The sequence below is a fragment of the Ruegeria sp. CDSA141 genome (assembly GCF_059612005.1).
This window is the reverse complement of record NZ_JBXWPT010000006.1, coordinates 214,363-235,421: the sequence shown is the minus strand read 5'-3', so window position 1 is coordinate 235,421 and position 21,059 is coordinate 214,363. Positions and strand designations below refer to the sequence as shown.

Sequence of the window (21,059 nt, the reverse complement as noted above, 5' to 3'; positions counted from 1 at the left end):
GGGCGGATCAATCGCAGGCTGCGGTAACGATCATTTCGACCTTCAGAACATCACGGGCCAGTTTCGCCTCGCCACAGGCACGGGCCGGGGCGTGGCCCTCTGGCACCCAGGCATCCCAGACCGCGTTCATTTCGGCAAAATCGGCCATGTCCGACAACCAGATCACACATTGCAGGATGCGCGTCTTGTCACTGCCGGCCTTGGCCAGAAGGTCCTCGACCTTGGCAAGGATGTCACGGGTTTGATCCGCAACCGTTGCGACATCCGAAACCTGTCCGCACAGATAGGCGGTTCCGTTATGTTTGACGATGCGGCTCATGCGCTGGCCGGTTTCGATGCGAGTGATGGTCACGACTGCTGTCTCCTGTCACGAAAGGTATCTTCCAGCTGGGCGATAGAGTGAAACGATGCCAACTGCCACCCCGGACAATCAATCATCGAATAATCGCCAACCTGCCGTGCGGGATCATTCAACCCGACAGCGCACTTATGTTGGGTGATCAAATATTTCGTGCGGTTTGGAGGTTAAACAAGTGACCTAACCTCTTTGTCGCTCTTCTTCCCCAAGTGGTGTAGTGCGTGGTGAGCCAGTCGGTCAGCGACCTGCAGACAGGTCGTTTTCACCGGGGTTCTTTCTGTCCTGTCTTGCAGTCATCCGCCAACGATCTGGATGAAACATCCCGGTGTTGGGTGACAAGGAGTTTGACGGAGAATTCCCAGTCTGTTTTCAATCGGCACAGAGTTCCACCGCTCGCCTTAAACTCGGAGCGCCATATGCCACCCGACACTGCCACCACAGTACTTTTTGCATTGCCGCTACGGGACAGCGAGGTTGGTCAACTGATGTCATTGGTTTTGAAAAAGGACGGGTGGTCATGATCCGCGATGTGTTGCTGCAACCGTATCAGCTGAAACATCTGACGCTGAAGAACAGGATCATGACGACCAGTCATGAACCTGCCTACCCCGAAGACGGCATGCCCAAGGAGCGTTATCGCGCCTATCATGAGATACGAGCGAAAGCTGGTGTTGCAATGACCATGACAGCTGGGTCTGCCACCGTCAGCCGCGACAGCCCGCCGGTATTCAACAACATCCTTGCCTACAAGGACGAGGTCGTACGCTGGATGGCTGAATTGACGGATGCCTGCCATGCTCATGGTTGCGCAGTGATGATCCAATTGACCCATCTGGGGCGACGCACGGGTTGGAACAAGGGCGATTGGCTGCCCTCCGTCTCTTCGTCGCATTATCGTGAACCGGCCCACCGGGCTTTTGCGAAGAAGATGGAAGACCATGATATTGAGCGGATCGTGAGCGATTATGCCGATGCAGCCGAACGTATGAAGGCCGCAGGTCTCGACGGAATCGAATTGCAAGCCTATGGCCACCTGATCGATCAGTTCTGGTCACCGCTCACCAATACGATGGACGCACCCTATGGCGGCAGTCTCGACAATCGGTTGCGGTTCGGCTTCATGGTTCTGGATGCGATCCGCGACCGTGTCGGGACGGATTTCATCCTTGGCGTCCGCTACACAGCAGATGAGGTTGAAAAAGGCGGCATCACCGAAGAAGACGGACTGGAAATCGCCCGAAGGCTGCGCGACAGCGGTCAGGTCGATTTCCTGAACGTCATTCGCGGCCGTATTCATACAGACCCTGCCATGACGGATGTGATCCCGGTGCAGGGCATGAAAAGCGCACCACATCTGGATTTTGCCGGGCGCGTACGAGCCGAAATCGGGATGCCTACCTTCCATGCGTCACGCATTCCCGATGTGGCAACCGCACGACATTCAGTGGCGTCCGGGTTGCTGGATATGGTCGGCATGACCCGCGCACACATGGCCGACCCGATGATCGTGTCCAAAATTCAGGCCGGTCGGGAAGATGACATCCGCCCCTGCGTCGGCGCAACCTACTGCCTGGACCGGATTTATCAGGCCGGTGAAGCCCTTTGCATTCATAACCCTGCTACCGGGCGCGAATTGTCGATGCCGCACGTGATCACCGCGGCCAAGTCCCGCCGCCGGGCGGTCATCGTCGGCGCAGGGCCCGGAGGGCTCGAAGCGGCACGGGTTGCGGCAGAACGCGGTCATGACGTTACCGTTCTGGAAGCGGCTTCTGAACCCGGCGGTCAGGTTCGTCTGGCCGCGCAGTCCCGACGCCGGGCCGAGATGATCGGAATCATCGACTGGCGCATGGCGCAATGCGCTGCACGCGATGTCAGGTTCCAATTCAACACGTTTGCAGACGCGGGTGACCTAAAAGTACTTTCGCCCGATATTGTGGTTATCGCGACCGGAGGGTTGCCTGAGACGACGATATTGGAAACCGGCAACGATCTGGCGGTTTCGGCGTGGGACATCCTGTCCGGAGACGTGCACCCGGGCGAAAACGTGCTGATCTACGATGATGCGGGCGACCACCCGGCCCTTATGGCGGCCGAAATCATCGCCGAGTCCGGTTCGCGGGTTGAGATCATGACCCGCGACCGCAGCTTTGCGCCTGAAATCATGGGCATGAATCTGGTGCCATATATGCGTGCGCTGCAAAAAACGGGAGCGCTGTTCACCGTAACCCGGACGCTGAAATCGTTGGTACGCTCAGGCAATCAACTGGAAGCCGCCATTGGAACGGATTACTCGGATCTTGTTGAAAAGCGCATGTATGATCAGGTGATCGTCAATCAGGGCACCTTGCCTCTGGACGATCTCTATTTCGAACTCAAGCCGCTTTCGCGAAATCTTGGCGCTGTGGATCACGACGCTCTTGTCGCGAATTCGGGTGACGTGTTTCCGCTGGTGAACCCGAAGGCTGACTTTGATCTGTATCGGATCGGAGACGCCGTTTCCTCGCGCAACATACACGCAGCAGTCTATGATGCGCTGCGGCTTGGCCTTCGGTGGTGACGCCATCAGAGAATGCGCTTTGAACACGTACCACCGATTACCTGTACGACTTGAAACCACTTTTGCGCCCGAACGAAAAGGACCGGACATGAGCAATATTGAGGTCATCGAGACTGTTTGGATACCGCTACCTGACGGCACGAAACTCGCGGCGCGCCTGTGGCTGCCGGAAAACACGAAAATCGTCCCTGTGCCCTGCATCCTGGAATACATCCCCTATCGTCGTCGGGACAGAACACGGATGCGGGATGAAAGCATGCACCCGCATTTTGCGGACGCCGGCTATGCATCAATCCGCGTTGATATCCGGGGTTACGGTGACAGTGACGGCGTCTCCGAAGACGAGTATTCGCATCAGGAAATTCAGGACGGTCACGACGTCATCCAGTGGATTGCCGATCAGGACTGGTGCGATGGAAATGTCGGAATGTTCGGCAAAAGCTGGGGGGCATATAACGCGTTTCAGGTGGCGGCGACACGTCCTCCGGCGTTGAAGGCGATAGCCCCGGTTATGGGCACAGACGACCGGTGGCGCGAGGACATTCACTTTTACGGCGGATGTCTGGCCAACGACAATTTCTGGTGGGGCTCGATCATGCAGCTGTACAACGCCATGCCACCAGACCCAGAGATTGTCGGCGCGGACCGCTGGCTTGACATGTGGCGCGAGCGGTTGGAAGGCGCTGAGTTCTGGCCGGCCATGTGGCTGGAGCACCAGACCCATGACGAGATGTGGCGGCGCGGTTCGATCTGCGAGAATTATGCCGACGTGGATGTGCCGGTCTACTTTTTCGGCGGTTGGATGGATCTGTACCGGGATACGCCATTCCGCATCGCCGAACACCTCAGCGGACCGGTCAAGATCCTGATGGGGCCATGGGCGCATCTTTACCCGCATGAAGGGGTGCCCGGCCCCAAGGCTGATTTCGTCGGAGAGGTCATCCGGTTCTGGGATCACTGGCTGAAGGGAAAAGACACAGGGTTGATGGACGAACCGCCCTTGCGGTTTTTCCTTCAAGACAGCACAGCGCCGACCGGAACGCATCTGGAACGCACCGGGCGCTGGATCGAAGAGCCGAGCTGGCCGTCACCGAATATCACCAATACGTCCCTGTGGCTGAATGAGCTGACGCTTGAGGCAGACCCCGTTTCCGGAGCAGAGCTTGCGATTTGCTCGCCGCAAAGCTTTGGGGCAGCCGCAGGTGATATCTGCTCTTTCGCCATACCCGGCGACATGGCGGCAGACTGCCGGATCGATGCCGCAGGCGCATTGCAGTTCAAAGCGGCACCACTTGAAGACGCACTTGATATTTTGGGGCAACCGTCCGTCGATCTGAAGGTTTCAGCAGATCAGGCTCAGGGCTTTGTCGTTGCATTGCTGGTGGACGAAGCCCCGAACGGTGCGCAGACGCTGATTGCACGGGGATTCTGCAACCTCAACCACCGGCTCAGCGATACAGAACCCACACCGATCACACCCGGAGAGGAGATGGCAGTAACCGTCCCGATGTATGGAACAGGATATCGGGTTCTGTCAGGTCATCGCATCGTTTTGCAGATTGCTTCGGCTTATTGGCCTGTTCTTTGGCCCGCCCCCGAACCTGTAACGCTTTCGATAAGGCCGGGTCGCTCGTACCTGTCTCTTCCCATCCGCAACCAGGGCATTGAAACAACAGAACCACGCCCGCTGCCCGAACCGATAGCGTCCGGTGCCCGGCCCAGAAAGACCAAAGTGAGATCGGGCTCGATGGAGCGCTCGGTCCACACGGACCTGACGAATGGCGAGGTAACTCACAGGTTTTTCCTTGACGGAGGCGTCTTCGGGCCGGTGGGTGATTTCCGTCTCGACGATATTGGGACGGTGCTCAGCGACGTGTCAGATCGGAGATATACAATCCGTCCGGGCGACCCGCTTTCGGCTGTTGCCACGATGGAGCAGACCGCCGGTTTCGACCGTGAAGGCTGGTCAGCCAGGATCTGGACCTATTCCGAACAACGAGCAACGGCCACCGAGTTTCATTTGATCTCGCGCTTGAAGGCATGGTCGGGGGAGGAGCTGATCTTTGAAGAAGAGAATTCGCATGTCATTCCGCGCAACGGAATGTAGTTGAAAACACTGTAGAACAATTGCGTTGAGACCCTTGACGGGACTTGCCTTTGCAGTCCTGTCAATCCAACCGAATGGTCCAAGCCTGCGCGGGAATGTCTGGGCGGGTCTGTCGTTGCACCATGTGCCGGTCAGAAACCCAAAGCGCTGCCGGATTTGATGGTATCCATTGAAACGAAGGTTTTGAACTTTCGAGTATTTCCGTTTTCAAAGAACATCCGGCGGGTGAAATCTTCGTAAACCGCCATGCTTTCGACGACCACGACAACCATGAAATCCACCTCTCCGGTCACATAAAAGCATTGCTGGACTTCCGGAGCATTCAGCAGGGTTTTCTTGACGGCATCAATCTCGTCAGGGGTTTCGCTGACCAGTTCAAGTTCGACAAAGATGGTAAGCTGAAGACCAACGGCTGCCGGATCAACAATGGCGACATTGGCGCGGATCACGCCCTCGGCCTCCATCCGGCGGATACGGCGCTGCACAGAGGGTGCAGACAGGTTTACTGCCTCGCCAATCTTGTGCTGCGTGGTTTTGTTGTCTTTCTGCAGGATCCGCAGGATCGCGCGGTCGAACTCGTCTAATTGTGTCATGTGAAAGAAACTTGCATGATATGCATCAAACTAGAGCCCTTTTTTCAGGTCAGTTGCAATAAAATTGTTTCGACCACGTTCACAATGCGTCGAAAGGAAAGAGTCGCCGTGACCGCATTGACAGAAAGCCTGCCTGCGTTGCGCCATGAGTTTCATCGCAACCCCGAGCTTGGATTTCAGGAAAACTGGACCAAAGCACGGATCGCCGGGCATCTGCGAAGCTTGGGCATCGAGGTATACGAAGGTGTCGGCGTTGTGGGTGTCTTGAAGTCGGGCAACGGCAACCATGCCATCGGGCTGCGCGCGGATTTCGACGCGCTGCCGATCACCGAGGTCAATACGTTTGCCCACAAGTCGCAGAACGAAGGTGTCATGCATGCCTGTGGACATGATGGCCACACGGTGATGCTGCTTGGGGCCGCCGAATTGCTGGCCAAAGATCCGGCGTTTGACGGCACGGTTGTCTTCCTGTTTCAGCCCAATGAAGAGCATGGGCTTGGGGCAAGGGCGATGATCGATGAGGGCGTTTTGCGGACCTTCCCGATTCAAGAGGTTTACGGCGCACACAATCTGCCCGGTGAGCCTGTTGGCCGGCTTTCAACCCGTGCCGGAGTGATCTGTTGCAGTGAAAGCCTGTTCGAGATCACGATTACCGGTCAGGGCGGTCATGCCTCGATGCCCCATGTCGGGCGCGAAACGATCACGCCTGCGGCGGAACTGGTATTGGCCCTGCAAACCATAGTTTCACGCAAGCTTGCACCTTCATCCGGCGCGGTTGTGTCAGTAACCGAGTTCATCACCGACGGGCAGCGAAATGTGCTTCCGGGGTACACGGTTCTGAAAGGTGACGCTCGGGCCATGTCACCGGAAGACCGTACGTTGATAGAGCGCAATATGCGCCAGATCGCAGCCGGTGTGGCCGAAAGCCATGGCGTCGAAGTGACTGTGGATTTCCGCACCGAGTTCATCGAGGCAAACAACGATGCCGATGCCGCATCGCACGTCATTTCAGCGGCAGCAGCCACGGGCCTTGAAGTAGACGGAGACCGCTCTGCCATGTCTTTTTCGGAAGATTTCGCTGAGTTTGCTGCTGTTGTGCCCGGGTGTTTCCTGCTTATTGGCAACGGGACCGAAGGATCTAATGGTCGTCCGCTGCACTCGGCTGATTACGACTTCAACGACGAACTGCTCCCGCTGGGCGCAAAATTCTGGGCAGAGCTGGTGCAGCAGCGCCTGCCGCTGAACCCCTGACAGGACACATGACCATGACAGAAATCATCGCTCATCAGGCAGGCAGGCCGGGTATTGGCGCCGCTGCCGAAACCGTATTGACACAACAGAATTTCGATCGCGCGGCAAAGGAAATCACCCAATGGGAGGGGTATGCACCCACGCCTCTGTATTCTTTGCCCGCGTTGGCAGCCGAGATTGGCGTCGCGGAGGTCCACTACAAGGATGAAGGTCCCCGGTTTGGGCTTGGCAGTTTCAAGGCATTGGGGGGTGCATTTGCCGCGTTGCGTGTTCTGCAACGTGAAATATCACGCCGGACGGGCCAGGATGTGTCTTTGGAAGATATCCGCACTGGCCGCTGCGCTGATGAAGTTGCCGGGATCACGCTTGTTTCGGCGACCGATGGCAACCACGGTCGATCCCTCGCGTGGGGGTGCAAACGGTTCGGCGCGCCTTGCCGGATCTACATTCACGCCGAAGTCAGTGAAGGCCGCGCGCAGGCCATGCGTGATCTGGGGGCTGACGTCATGCGCATCGATGGTGACTATGACGCCTCGGTCGATCAATGTCGACGGGAAGCCGACGAGAATGGCTGGTTCGTGGTTTCGGACACATCCTGGCCAGGTTACACCGACCCGCCGCGCGACGTGATGTCGGGCTACGGCGTCATGGTCAAAGAAGTCGTGAATGCAATGGACGCGGCGCCGACGCATGTCTTTCTGCAAGGAGGAGTCGGAGGGCTTGCCGCGGCAGTTGCGGCAGCATTGCGTCAGGCCTGGGGTGATGTCTCTCCGCGCGTCGTGGTTGTGGAACCGCATCTGGCCGCGTGTTTGTTCGAAAGCGCAAGGCAGGGGCAAGCCGCGTCTGTAGAAATCGATGAAGAGACCATTATGGCGGGTTTGTCCTGCGGTGTACCGTCTCCGATGGCATGGGAGATTTTGCGCAGTGAAGCCTCGGACTTTCTGACAATCGGCGATGAGCTGATACCGCCAACCGTCCGCCGCCTGGCGCGTCCGCAAGGCGCAGATCCGGTGATCGAAGCCGGAGAGAGCGGCGTTGCCGGATTGGCTGCATTGATTGAAGCGGCAAACAACCAAAAGCTTTTCCAGAAGCTTGGTTTGACGGCGCAGTCTCGTGTTTTGACGATCGGATCCGAAGGTGTGACGGATCCCGATATCTATGCCCTGATCATGCAAGGCGACGTGTAGCTCAGCCGCGTTTCTTGCGGTCGTAGATGCCAATCAGCTTAGTCCAAAACCCAGTTGCAACGGGTCCCAAGACGGTTGAATCCGACATATTGGCCTGCAACGGAGAAGTTCCATCAAACGACATTTCGATGTCGTAGGAGTTGTATACAGGCCTGCCCCGCATGAGTAGCCGTTGGCTATGATACGCGCGTTAAATGAAAACTGGGCGCTGTTCCTGGGGATGTTCATGCTGATGGTTGCCAACGGTCTGTTGGCGACGTTGCTGACGATCCGGGGGGCCAGCCTGGGCTTTAGTGACTTCACGATTTCCGTCATGCAGGCTAGCTATCCCTTGGGCGCGCTTGCGGGGACGGCGCTTGCCCCAAGGCTGGTCGAAAATGTCGGGCATATTCGGGCATTTTCGGCCCTCGCCTCGCTGGTTTCAATTGCGGCCATTGTGCATCTGCTGACCAGCGACGCGATCAGCTGGAGCGTGATGCGCTTGCTGGGAGGGTTTTGCTATCCAGGGCTTTACGTCATCACCGAAAGCTGGCTGAACGCAAAAAGCGAAAACAGCATGCGTGCTCAGGTTCTGTCGCTGTATTTCATTATTCAGCTTGCCGGCCCAGCCCTCGGAACGGCCATGGTCGGTTTCCCCGACCCCACCGGAAACCTTCTGTTCGGCCTTGTTTCCATCCTGATTTCGCTGTCGATCGTGCCGCTTCTTCTGTCGGGCAACAGGGCGCCGGAATATGCCGCACCGGAACGCATGTCGGTTCCCGTGCTTTACAAGGTTTCGCCCATCGCAGTCATCGGCATCGTTCTGGTCAGCATCGGTGTCGCGGCGTCCTACATCTCGTTGCCGCTTTATGCGTTGCAAAACGGCTTTACGACGGCGCAGGCGTCAGGGGCGCTGGTGGCGGCGTTGATCGCCGGTGCGGTGGTACAATACCCGATCGGCTGGCTGTCTGATCACACGGACAGACGCTATGTGGTCATTGGGCTGGGCGTTATAACGACCCTGTCCAGTCTTTGGATGACCATCGATACATCACTGTCTCATATCGTCTATGGTTTTGTACTGATCGCAATCGGGCTGTACCCTGCGTATTCGATCCTGACGGCGCATGCCAATGATCAACTCAAGCTGTCTCAGATCGTTCCGGCCAGTGGCACGATGGTGCTGCTACTGAATGTCGGCCTGCTGGTGGGAACCATGCTGGGACCGAACTCTATCTCTTTGTTCGGCGGGCGCGGTCTTCAGTTTCTTCTGGCGGCTATCGGTATTGCGGTCGCCCTTTTCGCATTGATCCGGCGTGTTCAGGTGGCCGCGCCCACCGACACCGGCGATGTGCAGGTCGTGGGGATTATCGGCACCGGGCAACCCGGGGTTTTGCAGGCCGAAACCTGGGTTCAGGAAGAAGAAACCAGGGCAGACCCGGACTCATCCCACGGGTTCAAAGCATAGGCTGTTTCATTCGCGTCAAGCGCGACGGAAGTCGTGCCAATGTGGCGGTCAAACGGAGATCGAAGCCGCCTTTGAAGCACCGGACCATTCTGCACCACAGGACCCCGTCAGAAATCCGTCGCTCAACCGAATATCAGGATCAGCACCACGCAGGGCGCGCTCCAGTTCGCCCTGGGGAAGATCGCCGTCGATACGCTTTCGATACAGTTCGCACAGTTGATGGAAGCCGCCAGATTGCGGTGACAGGCGCAATGCCGAGATGCCAACCTGTTTCAGCAGGTCGATCTGATGGTCCGTACAGGCATAGCTGTCTGACAGGGTCTGCACCCCGTTCATTGCCATGAACGGCTTGCCGTCACCCGTAAGAACGTCCAACCCATCCGGATCGTCTTCGCAGGCAAACTGGCAATTGTCCTTGCTGCGCCCATGCAATCGCGCGTGGTAACAGCGCCCGGAAATGGCCAGCGGCAACCTGCCATGCCCCCATATTTCGATCGCGACACCCAAGTCCGAGGCAGCTTGCGCAAGCGTTTTGACCGAAGCGACGGGCAGTTCCGGCGGAAGACAAACCCGGCGCGCACCCCGAGCGGCCAACCATTTCAAAGTGCCTTCGTTGTAGACATTCACCAACGGGCCAACGGTGAACGTGCAGGTGCCGGGCAAATGTGCCAACGCGGTCAGATCGTTGATCTCGACCATGACGCCCATTTCTGTAAGCTCAGCCGTGAGTTTGCGCTCGCGTTTCAGAGTCACCAGGGCCAGGCTTGTCAGCGCAACCTCTTTGCCCGCTTCGACCAATCGGGAAATCGCCTCGGGGATACGATCCTGATAAAATGGCAATCGCTTGGAACAGACCAGTTCTCCGAGCACGACGCGGTCGACGGGCGATCGGGCCAGATCATCGTAAAACGCAGCCCAGGTTTCGGCGGGCCAGAAGAACTGGTTCGGGCCTACTGTCAGTTCCATCGGATTATCTCCACGTCTTCTTGTACGCGCCGGTCGTCATGGCCTGCCCTTCGGACAATCGCGCAAGCATTCCTTCCGGCATCGGCTGGCCTGACTCCAGCGCATCGACCGCGACGCGAAAATTCCGAACGACCTGTGCGACATAGGATTTGGACCGTTGGCGCCCTTCGATCTTCAAGGCTGTCACACCTGCCTTTTGCAATTGCGGGATCAACCGTTCTGCGTTCAGGCTGACGGGATCCTCGAACAGGTGCCCGGTTTTTTCACCGGCGGAAAAACACCCTTTGCACAATGTCGGGTAAGGAGCGGGCTCATCCCGTTCGACGCGGTGGATCAGGTAACCGCCAAGGCGCGCGTTCAACGCGCCCTGTTCTTCTTGATACTGCACATGGCTGGCAGGAGAGCAGACACCATTCATATTGGGAGACAACCCGGTGGCATAAGAGGACAGCGAGCATCGCCCCTCGGCCATGACACAAAGACCGCCGAACACGAAGACTTCGGTTTCGACGTCGGTTTCAGAGTTGATTGCGGCAATTTCCGGCACGGACAAAACGCGTGGCAAGACCACCCGTTTCACACCGAAGGTTTCGGCATAGAAATTGATCACGTCAGCATTGGCCGCCGCGGCCTGCACGGACAGGTGCCTGCGTAATCCGGGGTGGTGTCGCGCGGCGTAGTCCAGCAAACCCAGATCGGCGAGAATTACAGCATCCGCATCACAGGCTTCGGCATCCGCCACTGCCCGTTTCCAGATCTCTTCGCTGCCCGCCTGCGGGAAGGTATTGATTGCAACCAACACCTTCGATCCGTGATCGTGGGCATAGGCAATTCCTGCCCGCATTTCAGCGCGATCGAAGTTGAGACCCGGAAAGTTGCGCGCATTGGTTTCATCATTGAAACCACAGTAAACAGTGTGAGCCCCGGCCTTGACAGCTGCACGCAGGGCGGTGGGCGTTCCCGCCGGGCAAACGATCTCCATTACCATAAAACAGCGTCCTCGGGTCGGGTCAGGTAAAGACCGGTCCGACGCTCTGCAAATGCGATGATCTGCTTCAGTGGGCGTGCAAGCGGGCCGGCAAGGGTTGCGGCCTCGTGCGCAAGATCCAGCTCTGCGTCGTCGATTGCGTTGCGCAACGCCAGTGCCGCGGCTGTGTCGCCCTCGATCACCAGATCGCGTGAAAAGAACAGGGCATCACCGTCAAACGCGCCGTGCACCAGCCCCAGCAGCGCGGCCAGTGGGCCGGAAATTCGCGCAGCCCCAACCACGCGCCCCCGACTCAACCTTATCCTTGGCGTGCCACCATTCGGTTCGAGGAGAAGGACAACCGGCAGATCCGTTGGATCGAGCACAAACGCGACCCGGCTGAAATCACCGAGCCGGTTGAGCAGGTCCGGGTGTTTCCCGGTTATCTTTCGGGAAAACGCCGTCAGTGACAGCGACAAAGGTGCAAGCGGAACAAACCGCAGGGTCGCTGCCAGAGCGGCAGGGCATCGCGGTATCTGGTTTTGGGGATCGGACAAACAGACCTCCTGCTGTCTCAACAAAGTGAACCGGTGCGGCCTTCCTAAAGCCGCCCCGGCGCCCGGGACTTGACGGTTGTCAATTCGACCTGCCTCTTTCGCTGCTAGAGGGTGAGTACCACCGCCGGAGCAAACCCATTCGAACTCTGCCGCCATATCCCAGCCTTCGGCATTTTCTGAAATGGTGTCAGGAAACAGGACAGTTCAGGCGCATCCCTGACCCGGTTTCCGTGTGCCATCAAATGACCGCCGTCCACCGCGCCGTGTTAGAGGCCAATGGGCCGGTGTTGCAGTTTGACACACCGACAGGTGTACCCTCGGGGCAGTGCGACATACCGATTGTGGTCAACCTGTTCGGAACTTCGGAACGCGTCGCCGCCGGACTGGGCGTTTCTTCCGAAGGGCTTGACGATTTGGGCGCATTTCTGGCCGCGCTTCGGGCCCCGACGCCCCCGGACGGGTTGCGGGATGCGCTGTCCCGGTGGCCGATGCTGAAGGCCGCATTGTCCACGCGACCGAAGCAGGTCAAAACCGCCGTTGTTCAGCAGGTTTGCCACCGCGGGACCGATGTTGATTTCTCTTCGCTGCCGATCCAGACGCACTGGCCCCAGGACGCAGGGCCTCTGATCACCTGGCCTGTTGTCATCACCCGGCCCCGTGGCAGCGACCCCGACGCGGCACAGACCTACAATGCCGGCGTCTATCGCGTTCAGGTGCTGGACCGGAACCGTCTGATCATGCGCTGGTTGCCACATCGCGGCGGGGCCGCTCATCATCGCAGTTGGGCGCAGCACGGCGAAAAGACGCCGGTCGCAATTGTTCTGGGCGCAAACCCCGCGACTTTGTTGTCAGCGGCTCTGCCCCTGCCCGAAATGATGTCTGAACTGACATTTGCCGGGGCCCTGAACCAGAACCGGCCACGGTTGGTTCCAGCCAAATCCGTCCCACTGCTGGTTCCAGCAGATGCCGAGATCGTTCTTGAAGGCTGGGTTTCGCCAAGCGAGACAGCGCCCGAAGGGCCGTTCGGAGATCATACCGGGTATTACAATCCCGCCGAGCCTTTTCCGGTGATGCATGTCACGGCCGTGACCCATCGCGAAGCACCTTTGTACCTGTCAACCTATACCGGACGCCCGCCGGACGAGCCTGCCATCATTGGCGAAGTGTTCAATCGCCTTGCCTTGCCGACCATTCGCGCTCAAATTCCCGAAATCCACGACCTCTGGCTGCCGCCTGCCGCCTGTTCCTATCGCATCGCCATCGTCGCCATCGACAAGCGATATCCGGGCCAGGCCCGACGTGTGATGATGGCGCTTTGGGGAATGCTGCCGCAATTCAGCTATACAAAGATGATCGTTGCGGTCGACGCTGATATCGACCCCCGAAACTGGGACGATATCGCTTGGGCGCTTGCCACGCGCATGGATCCAAGCCGTGATGTGATGACCCTGGACAGGACGCCTATGGATTATCTGGATTTCGCCTCACCCGAACCCGGTCTGGCCGGAAAGATAGGAATCGACGCCACGACAAAAACAAGCAGTGAAACACTGCGGGAATGGGGGACGGTCATGCGTACCGACAAGGTTGATCACGCATTTGCGGAAGACCTGATAAGCAGATTGATGCCGGAGCTGAGAACATGACGAAAACCCGTGTAGTCTTAGGCCTATCAGGCGCTTCCGGTGCGGTTCTGAGCCTTTCGGTGGCACGACACCTGAAATCGGCGGATATCGAAATCGATCTGGTCGTCAGTCCAGCTGCCCGTCTGACGCTTGCGCAGGAATGCGGCCCGGATGCTCTGAAGGAATTGCGGCAGTCGGCAACCCGTCATCACGCGTCCGCGAATGTTGGGGCCAGTATAGCGTCCGGTTCGGTGCCGGTATCCGGGATGATCGTCGCGCCCTGTTCCATGCGATCACTGGGTGCGATCGCGCATGGCCTGGACGACAACCTGTTGACACGCGCGGCCGGAGTTCAGCTCAAAGAACGACGCCCACTGGTTCTGCTGACACGAGAAGCGCCGCTGACACTGGCGCATTTGCGCAATATGACAGCCGCCGCAGAAATGGGAGCCATCATCCTGCCCCCTGTGCCTGCTTTCTATTTGAATCCAGCCAACATAACCGAAATCGCAGATCAGATCGCAGCGCGCGCAGTTGATTGTCTGAAGGTTTGCGACCCGGCGGCGAAACAGTGGCATCCCAAAAATGAGGTGGACCTTGTCGAACGGTCCGAAAGCGAATTTCATATTCCATAGCCACAGATCGCGGATGAGATCTGCGGCCACGGGATGACCTTGATCGGGCGTGGCCGGTTGCTTCAGCCGCGCAGCCTGCCACCCTGAGGATCGAACGGCGCCCCTGTCAGCACCCGTGCTTTATGTGGTTTGCCAATCACCTGGATCACCACTTCATCTCCGGGCTGTGCCACCTCGGGGTTGCGGAAACCCAATGCCAGAGATTTCCCGACTGAATAACCGTACGCCCCCGATGTGACGCGGCCGACAGGCGTACCATCAGGTGTAAAGATCGGCTCGCTGCCGGTGGCGTCGGCATCCTCGGTGACGTACAATTCGAAGACGGACAGGACCTCGCGGGGTGCATTGTCCTTTATGGACAGATAGGCGTCTTTGTGCAGGAAGTCCTTGTCCAGCTTGATCAGACCCGTCAGCCCGACCTCTTGCGGCCAGTATTCCTGAGAATACTCCCGTCCCCAGGACCCATAACCCTTTTCGATGCGAAGCGAGCCAAGCGCTCGTCCACCCACGGGGCCACCGCCGCAGTCTTTGGCGACTTCGAGCAACGCAGAGTAAAGCGCGACCTGATCGGACTCGGCGCAGTGCAGTTCCCAACCCAGATCGCCGGTAAAACTGACCCGGATGGCCACGCATTCAACACCTGCAACGGTGATCTTCCGGGACCGCATGAAGCGGAACCCTTCGTTGGAAAGGTCTGTATTGGTCAGGCGCGCCAGCGCCTCGCGTGATTTCGGACCGGCGATGTTGAACCCCGCAACGTGGTCTGTTGCGACTTCAAGTGTCGTACCCTCGGGCATCTCAACCATTTGAAAGAAACGCTGATGATAGCGTTCAGCCATACCGGAGCCAATCATCATGTATTCGTCTTCGGCAAGCTTGGTGATGGTAAAGTCACCCGCCATGCCACCGCGAACCGAGATCAGCGGCGTCAGGCAACTGCGGCCCACATCGGTGGGCACGCGATTGGCCACCAGACGATCCAGCCAGTCATAAGCGCCCGGTCCCTTGATCACGTAGTTGGCAAAGTTCGAGATATCGATGACACCCACGCTGTCCCGCAGCATCTGCACCTCGCGCCCGACCGGATCAAACCAGTTCTGACGGGTAAAGCCGGCGGTCTCTTCTGTGCCGGGTTCATCGGCAAACCACAGTGGGTGTTCCCAACCACAGTTGAGACCAAAGACACAGCCCATCTGTTTCTGCATCTCGTAGGCGGGGCGCACACGGGCCGGGCGGCCTGCGCTGCGTTCTTCATTCGGGAAGTGGATTTTGAAGCGATGGGTGTAGGCGTCTTCGACCCGGGCCTTGGTGAACTTCTTGTCGGCCCAATCGCCAAAGCGGGCGAGATCCCAGGCGAACATGTCATATTGCGGCTCACCCTCGATCATCCATTGCGCCGCCAGCAGCCCCAGCCCGCCGGATTGCGAGAAGCCAGGGATCAGACCGCCACAGAGGAAATAGTTCTTCAGCTCGGGCACCGGTCCCCACAGCATGTTGGCATCGGGCGACCAGATCATCGGGCCGTTTATCACCCGTTTCACCCCGGCAGTGGCAGCGACCGGTACACGTTCGGTGGCGCGGATCACGTTTTCCATGATCCGGTCCAGATCGTCGGGGAACAGATCATGAGCGAAGTCGAGCGGCGTGCCGTCTTCGGCCCAGAACTTCATGTCTTTTTCATAGGCACCGATCAGCAAGCCGTTGCCCTCTTGTCGGAAATAATACTCGCCGTCCCGGTCGGCGATAGACGGCAGACGGCGGCCCAGGCTCGCCACTTCGTCGATGCTCTCGGTCACGAAATACTGATGTTCCGTCGGTTGCAGTGGTAGGGTCAAGCCTGCCAGCGCTCCGACCTCGCGCCCCCAGAGACCCGCCGCGTTGACCACCCATTGGGTATGAATGTCACCTTTGGTCGTACGAACCATCCAACTGCCATCGGGTTGCTGTTCCGTGGCGATCACCGGGCAGAACCGTTCGATGGTGGCCCCCATCGCACGGGCCCCGGCGGCATAGGCATGTGGAACACCCGACGGGTCCACATTGCCGCCATCGGGTTCGTACATGATGCAGCGGATGTCATCAAACTGCGCCAGCGGGTGCAGCTCTTTGGCCTCTTCCCGGCTGACCTCGTGGAAATTCAGCCCATAGAACCGGGCCTTCGCCTCTTGCAGGCGCAACTGCTGCTCGCGCTCTTCGGTCTGGGCCAGATAGAGCGATCCGGGCTGGAACACCCCGCAGCTTTGGCCGGTTTCCTTCTCCAGCTCCTTATACAGGTTCATCGTATAGTGCTGGATACGGGTGATATTGTTGTTGTCATGCAGACCGTGAATATTCGCCGCCGCATGCCAGGTTGAGCCGCTCGTCAACTCGTCGCGTTCCAGCAGAATCGAGTCCGTCCAGCCAAGCTTGGCGAGGTGATACAGGATCGACGTACCGGCAAGGCCGCCGCCGATGACAACAGCTTGTGCATGGGTTTTCATGAGATATGTCCTTGGATATGGCGCGGCTCAGGCGGTGATTTCTTTCATGACAGCAAGGAATTTGGCGACTTCGCCAATCGAGTTGTAGTGACACATCGAGACCCGCACACAGGCGTCATAGCCAAGCGGCGTCAGGATATTGCCGGAATAGTGATCCGCCTTGCGCAGATGCGTGCGAATACCTTGTTCGTTCAGCCTTTTGACGACCTCGGACGAGGCCACGCCTTCGACACGCAGCGATACCAGACCTTCTCGCGCGGGATTGTCGGCCCCGCCCAGAATGGTGACTTTCTCCATCTCGGCCAGGCCGCTCAGATTGCCGGTGCCGTGGATCATCGCGTCGGTCAGCGCCTTTTCCTGCGCATGGATCGCATCACCCGCCGCCAGAAACTTGCCGCGCCGATCTTCGGCATCGCTGACCTGACTGCCCAGCCATTCGAAATAGGACACGACGTCTGACATAGTGGCATAAGCTCCGGTGTCGCGCGTGCCCATTTCCCAGTTGTCCGCTGGGCCATCCAGCAAGGCGTTGTGGTCCAGCGCGGTCAGCCGTTCCGAAATCCAGGCGACACCGTAACCATGGCGCGAAAATACCTTGTAGGGTGAGATCACATAACCATCGACGTCATAGGCGGTCAGATCGATCCGGCCATGCGCTGCGTGCTGGATGCCATCGACGATGATGAAACAGTCCGGAGCCACGGTTCGGATGGCCTGAGAAACGGCAGCGACATCAACGCCCATTCCTGTCACCGGAGAGGTATGCAGGATCGTCGCCACTTTGGTATCCGGTGTCACAGCCGCGGCATAGGCTTCGGCCGAGACGGTGCCGGTGGCGTCAACATGGTGCAGCAAAACGTGGGTTTGCCCGGAAATGCGCGCCCAACGATCACAGGCCGAACGCGTGGCCGGGTGTTCCAATGTGGATCCCAGCACAACGCCCGGACCTGTTCCCAGACATGCGTTCATGATCAGCCGGAACAGCAGCTCTGTACCGCTTTCACCCAAAAAGAACTGCCCGCCGGGTGCGTTCATGAAATCCCGCAAATCCGCCTTGGCCGCGTTGATCGTGGCAACCAGCGCATGAGATCCCGGATTGTCGCGCCCTTGGTTGTCCGGGATGGCGGCATAGCGCACCGAACTATCCAACACTGAATTCAATGTCAGTGCGCCTCCGGCATTCTCGAAAAAGATCCGCTCACCCTGTTCGGGGCAATGATCGATCTGGGCAAAGCGGCTGCGGATTTGTTTCAGCAGGCTCTCTGATATTTGGCTCATGGTCAGTGGTTCTTGTTTCGTTGGGTATGCAAAGCAGTGCTTTGCCGAACCTAGGACGGTTCCTGCCGCAAGGCATGCAAAAAAAACTGTGGCAAAGCGGTTGAATATTCTGTGCAAGTCGCGCGGGCACCAAACCAAAGCTTGTCACGACAGATACCACCCGTCGCCGGTGCCGAGACTCCGGGCCTGCGGCGGCGGATGGCATATCTCCTTGATTTCCGAACCGTCTGTGGCTGGTCGGCTACTCGGGCAAGTACTTTTCCGACCAGCTTACGGCGGCCGATCCAGCAGAGATCATCGCATCGATATCCTCATCTGCATAACCGACGCTTCGCAGAATGCTGCGAGTATCCGCGCCGTATTTCGGCATCGGTCCCGGAATAACGATCCGGGCGCTTTCGGGTCGCACGGCATTTGGGGCAACCAGATCGCACCACCGGCCCATGGGATGCATGTCATGCCGAATGACACTGAACGTTCCCCGCGTCAGGTCGATATTCCCGGCATTTTCCGGCTGCAACACGGCGTCGCGCGTGTCATGCAGCGATCCCAGAGGCATGACGTTGCTGGCGGAACCAGAAAACGCCTTTTGCCAGTATTCAACAGGTTGCCTGGCAAAACGATCCGCAAGAGCGGCCTGCAATTCCTTTTCCGGCACATCGGCCATGGTGGCAAGGTCTGAGACACGGCGCAGGGCTTCGCGCTGTTCGTCGGGTGCGGCAAAGAACATCCACCCGTCAGCCGCGCGATAGCAATGGTAGAATGGTCCCCAGCCCATTGCCTCGCGCCCGGAAGGTTCGTCAAAAGGCGCGCGGCCTTCGAAATCATACATCAACTGCGCCTGAATGAGGTTCCCGGCCGCCGCCAACGCAGCCCGCGCAATCCCGCCTTTGCCGGTTTTCTGCAATCTCAGCAAGGCCGCGCCAAGCGCAACACATGCGCAATAACCGGTCAGCACGTCAATCGTACCGAAATGCGCGTGTTCTTCGGGTGTCGCCATGCCACCGCCAAAACGCACCATGACCCCTGTCGCCGCCTGCGCCAGGTCGTCATACCCCAGATGGTCCGACTTGGGTCCGCGCGCAGGACCGCCAAAGGCATCGAGTTGCACAAGTATGAGGCGGGGGTTGATCGCCGCCAGCTCTTCCTCGCTCAACCCCAAGGCATCGCGCTGCTCATCCGTGCCGTTCATGGTGACGACATCCGAGGATTCGATGAGCCGCCGCAACGCCTGCTTTCCGTCATCCGAGCTCAAGTTCAGCAAAACACTTTGTTTTCCACGATGTGCGTGCAGGCCGAAAACCACGGTATTCCACGGATCGACCGAAGGCTCCACCGGCTGAACGGAAGTCACCTTTGCGCCAAATCGCGCCAGCGTGGACCCAATCGTCGGACCGGCGATCACGTTGGTCAGGTCCAACACCTTTAACCCCTCTAGCCAGCCTTGGTCACTTGCGGCTGGCGGTCCGCTGCGCGGCGGTTCAGCAAGTATCGTTGAAACGGGTGCGTCATTGGGATCCGGGCCCGGTTTTTTGACCAGCGCAGCGCCATCATCCACAAGCCAAGCAACATTTCCCATCTGCTTCATGTTCCCATGACGCGGGTCCTCTACCTCCAACACCAAACCTGAGGCCAAAGCATGTGGATCGGCCAGCCATTCCTTGCTGAACCGTTGCGCCGTTCCGGGCACCTTGGCAGACCCGAAAAGCGCTTCCCACTCATGAGAGGGCCTTGTCAGGAAGGCCTTCTTCATCGCGCTGGACACACGCGCGCGATCCCTTGCTCCGACGGGGTAGTTGCGCAGCGACCATTCGTCTGGCCAGTCTGCAGCATCGAGATAGGCGTCGAAGTCCGGCAATTGATCGGCAAGATCTTTGAGGCCAAGCGTCTCCAACACCCGCCGCGGATGTGTTTTCACACTGCCCGCGACCACATAGAACCCGCGCCCGTCGGCGCAGGTATAAGTTCGATAGAAAGGGTCCAGGAACTCTTCCAGTTCCGCAAAGCTCAGATCCGTTGGCAAGCCTTCGGCTGCGCGCCTGTCAAGTTCCACTTCGCGAGGAGACTTGTAGCGTTCGGGATAGTCTTCAATCTGCTCACAATTATAGACCAACCCTTCAAGCAACGCCGAAGCCAGAGGCACCTCGATGTGATCGCCTCCGTTCCGATCACGTGCAGCCAAAGCGAACTGCATGGCCATCGCGCCGAATGAAGCGCCATAGGCCGATGCCAGCGTCAAAGGCGAAAAGGATGGGTTGATGCCCATCAAGCGCCGGTTCAGCCCCATATCCGTGAACTGCCCGGTACGGGCAGCGATCACGGCTTCCCACGCGGGAAGATGTGCCAGCGCGGGATCGGTTGAGGCGAACCCCGGAAGTGACAATGACACGATGCGCGGATTTATGTCGCGCAGAGCTTTCGGACCCAGGCCCAGCCTCTGCATCACGCCGGGCCGGAAGTTCTCGATCACCACGTCAGCCCGGGCCACCAATTCGCGTGCGACCTTCAAACCCGCGTCCGATTTGAGGTCGATCGTCACAGCGGTTTTGCCACGTGACAGCATATCAGTGGCCGGTTCTTTCAATCGCGGGCCACCGGGCGGGTCGATGCGGATTACTTTTGCCCCCAAATCGGCAAGCATCATGCCAACCAGTGGACCGGCCAGGTATTGGCCAAAATCGAGGACACGAATATGATCGAGCGGCCTTGCAGTCATTCGTTGCTACTCATCCAGAATGATAGATTGACTTTTGCAGCGTGGGTTGTTGGCAGGTGTTCGCCATGCCCTTCCCGGAGCAGGCTGAATTGCCAAGCTTGGAACATAGTTTATCAATGCAACACCTGTCCTTATCCCGCGCGATAGAGTTGTCCCTACTGAGAGTCAAAGCCTCCTCCTGCGACAACTGGGCATACCATGCAGCCGAGCAAAGCCAAGGAGTTGTCCGATTTGACCAGGGGATGTCGCAAACGAGAAACATAGCTCAAAACTGCTCGTTTGTCGCATATTGAGAAGCGTTCCGAGGTCCGGATGGAAGCGGATCGGTCGCTATA

At 58.4% G+C, this 21,059-nt stretch carries 15 protein-coding genes; 7 read left to right on the top strand and 8 right to left on the bottom strand.

Annotated features, from left to right (window positions below; all coding sequences use genetic code 11):
- Nucleotides 1-7 precede the first annotated feature (7 nt).
- Nucleotides 8-352 carry a RidA family protein gene (locus AC2FLP_RS11670; protein WP_299901819.1) on the bottom strand — a complete coding sequence of 115 codons (345 nt, stop codon included), beginning with the start codon at nucleotides 350-352 and terminating at the stop codon, nucleotides 8-10.
- Between the two features lie 523 nt (nucleotides 353-875).
- Between AC2FLP_RS11670 and AC2FLP_RS11665 the strand changes: the two genes are divergently transcribed.
- Both AC2FLP_RS11665 and AC2FLP_RS11660 read left to right on the top strand, forming a co-directional pair.
- Complete coding sequence (locus AC2FLP_RS11665; protein WP_496683897.1) at nucleotides 876-2,915, top strand: oxidoreductase; 2,040 nt, start codon at nucleotides 876-878, stop codon at nucleotides 2,913-2,915.
- Nucleotides 2,916-3,003: 88 nt separating this feature from the next.
- Nucleotides 3,004-5,022: a CocE/NonD family hydrolase gene (locus AC2FLP_RS11660; RefSeq protein ID WP_496683894.1), complete on the top strand. Its 2,019-nt coding sequence runs from the start codon at nucleotides 3,004-3,006 to the stop codon at nucleotides 5,020-5,022.
- A 131-nt stretch (nucleotides 5,023-5,153) separates the two neighbouring features.
- Here AC2FLP_RS11660 and AC2FLP_RS11655 read toward each other — a convergent pair whose 3' ends face one another.
- Nucleotides 5,154-5,615 (bottom strand): Lrp/AsnC family transcriptional regulator, encoded by a 462-nt coding sequence (locus AC2FLP_RS11655; RefSeq protein ID WP_496683891.1) that lies wholly within the window; start codon nucleotides 5,613-5,615, stop codon nucleotides 5,154-5,156.
- A gap of 108 nt (nucleotides 5,616-5,723) precedes the next feature.
- On the opposite strand from AC2FLP_RS11655, the gene AC2FLP_RS11650 reads away from it, so the two are divergent.
- The 3 genes from AC2FLP_RS11650 (at nucleotide 5,724) to AC2FLP_RS11640 (ending at nucleotide 9,500) form a co-directional block, all read left to right on the top strand.
- Entirely contained in the window at nucleotides 5,724-6,866 is a 1,143-nt protein-coding gene (locus AC2FLP_RS11650) for an amidohydrolase (RefSeq protein ID WP_496683888.1), read from the top strand.
- Nucleotides 6,867-6,880: 14 nt separating this feature from the next.
- Nucleotides 6,881-8,053, top strand: a complete 1,173-nt coding sequence (locus AC2FLP_RS11645) for a diaminopropionate ammonia-lyase (protein ID WP_496683885.1) — start codon at nucleotides 6,881-6,883, stop codon at nucleotides 8,051-8,053.
- Between the two features lie 178 nt (nucleotides 8,054-8,231).
- Entirely contained in the window at nucleotides 8,232-9,500 is a 1,269-nt protein-coding gene (locus AC2FLP_RS11640) for an MFS transporter (protein ID WP_496683921.1), read from the top strand.
- Between the two features lie 48 nt (nucleotides 9,501-9,548).
- Here the strand turns inward: AC2FLP_RS11640 and ubiV are convergent, their stop codons facing one another.
- The 3 genes from ubiV to ubiT are packed head-to-tail and all read right to left on the bottom strand — an operon-like array spanning nucleotide 9,549 to nucleotide 11,990.
- Nucleotides 9,549-10,466: a ubiquinone anaerobic biosynthesis protein UbiV gene (ubiV, locus tag AC2FLP_RS11635; RefSeq protein WP_496683882.1), complete on the bottom strand. Its 918-nt coding sequence runs from the start codon at nucleotides 10,464-10,466 to the stop codon at nucleotides 9,549-9,551.
- 4 nt (nucleotides 10,467-10,470) lie between these two features.
- Entirely contained in the window at nucleotides 10,471-11,448 is a 978-nt protein-coding gene (gene ubiU, locus AC2FLP_RS11630) for a ubiquinone anaerobic biosynthesis protein UbiU (RefSeq protein WP_496683918.1), read from the bottom strand.
- Entirely contained in the window at nucleotides 11,448-11,990 is a 543-nt protein-coding gene (gene ubiT, locus AC2FLP_RS11625) for a ubiquinone anaerobic biosynthesis accessory factor UbiT (RefSeq protein ID WP_496683879.1), read from the bottom strand. The genes ubiU and ubiT overlap by 1 nt, the downstream gene beginning before the upstream one ends.
- A gap of 137 nt (nucleotides 11,991-12,127) precedes the next feature.
- On the opposite strand from ubiT, the gene AC2FLP_RS11620 reads away from it, so the two are divergent.
- On the top strand, nucleotides 12,128-13,636 hold the full coding sequence (locus AC2FLP_RS11620; protein ID WP_496683915.1) for a UbiD family decarboxylase: 1,509 nt from the start codon (nucleotides 12,128-12,130) through the stop codon (nucleotides 13,634-13,636).
- Nucleotides 13,633-14,250: a UbiX family flavin prenyltransferase gene (locus AC2FLP_RS11615; RefSeq protein WP_496683876.1), complete on the top strand. Its 618-nt coding sequence runs from the start codon at nucleotides 13,633-13,635 to the stop codon at nucleotides 14,248-14,250. The genes AC2FLP_RS11620 and AC2FLP_RS11615 overlap by 4 nt, the downstream gene beginning before the upstream one ends.
- 62 nt (nucleotides 14,251-14,312) lie before the next feature.
- On the opposite strand, the gene AC2FLP_RS11610 is transcribed toward AC2FLP_RS11615, so the two are convergent.
- From AC2FLP_RS11610 to AC2FLP_RS11600, 3 genes are all read right to left on the bottom strand, one after another.
- Nucleotides 14,313-16,730, bottom strand: a complete 2,418-nt coding sequence (locus AC2FLP_RS11610; protein WP_496683873.1) for a GcvT family protein — start codon at nucleotides 16,728-16,730, stop codon at nucleotides 14,313-14,315.
- A 27-nt stretch (nucleotides 16,731-16,757) separates the two neighbouring features.
- A complete protein-coding gene (locus AC2FLP_RS11605; RefSeq protein ID WP_496683870.1) occupies nucleotides 16,758-18,008 on the bottom strand; it encodes an aminotransferase class V-fold PLP-dependent enzyme in 1,251 nt (416 codons plus the stop codon).
- A 241-nt stretch (nucleotides 18,009-18,249) separates the two neighbouring features.
- On the bottom strand, nucleotides 18,250-20,724 hold the full coding sequence (locus AC2FLP_RS11600) for a CoA transferase (protein ID WP_496683867.1): 2,475 nt from the start codon (nucleotides 20,722-20,724) through the stop codon (nucleotides 18,250-18,252).
- Nucleotides 20,725-21,059 lie beyond the last annotated feature (335 nt).

What these genes read in the sequence shown, in the direction of transcription:
- AC2FLP_RS11665 (WP_496683897.1), top strand. Translation starts at nt 876, where the DNA reads ATGATCCGCGATGTGTTGCTGCAACCGTATCAGCTGAAACATCTGACG.
- AC2FLP_RS11660 (WP_496683894.1), top strand. Translation starts at nt 3,004, where the DNA reads ATGAGCAATATTGAGGTCATCGAGACTGTTTGGATACCGCTACCTGAC.
- AC2FLP_RS11655 (WP_496683891.1), bottom strand. Translation starts at nt 5,615, where the DNA reads ATGACACAATTAGACGAGTTCGACCGCGCGATCCTGCGGATCCTGCAG.
- AC2FLP_RS11645 (WP_496683885.1), top strand. Translation starts at nt 6,881, where the DNA reads ATGACAGAAATCATCGCTCATCAGGCAGGCAGGCCGGGTATTGGCGCC.
- AC2FLP_RS11640 (WP_496683921.1), top strand. Translation starts at nt 8,232, where the DNA reads ATGATACGCGCGTTAAATGAAAACTGGGCGCTGTTCCTGGGGATGTTC.
- ubiV (WP_496683882.1), bottom strand. Translation starts at nt 10,466, where the DNA reads ATGGAACTGACAGTAGGCCCGAACCAGTTCTTCTGGCCCGCCGAAACC.
- ubiU (WP_496683918.1), bottom strand. Translation starts at nt 11,448, where the DNA reads ATGGAGATCGTTTGCCCGGCGGGAACGCCCACCGCCCTGCGTGCAGCT.
- AC2FLP_RS11615 (WP_496683876.1), top strand. Translation starts at nt 13,633, where the DNA reads ATGACGAAAACCCGTGTAGTCTTAGGCCTATCAGGCGCTTCCGGTGCG.
- AC2FLP_RS11610 (WP_496683873.1), bottom strand. Translation starts at nt 16,730, where the DNA reads ATGAAAACCCATGCACAAGCTGTTGTCATCGGCGGCGGCCTTGCCGGT.
- AC2FLP_RS11605 (WP_496683870.1), bottom strand. Translation starts at nt 18,008, where the DNA reads ATGAGCCAAATATCAGAGAGCCTGCTGAAACAAATCCGCAGCCGCTTT.
- AC2FLP_RS11600 (WP_496683867.1), bottom strand. Translation starts at nt 20,724, where the DNA reads ATGACTGCAAGGCCGCTCGATCATATTCGTGTCCTCGATTTTGGCCAA.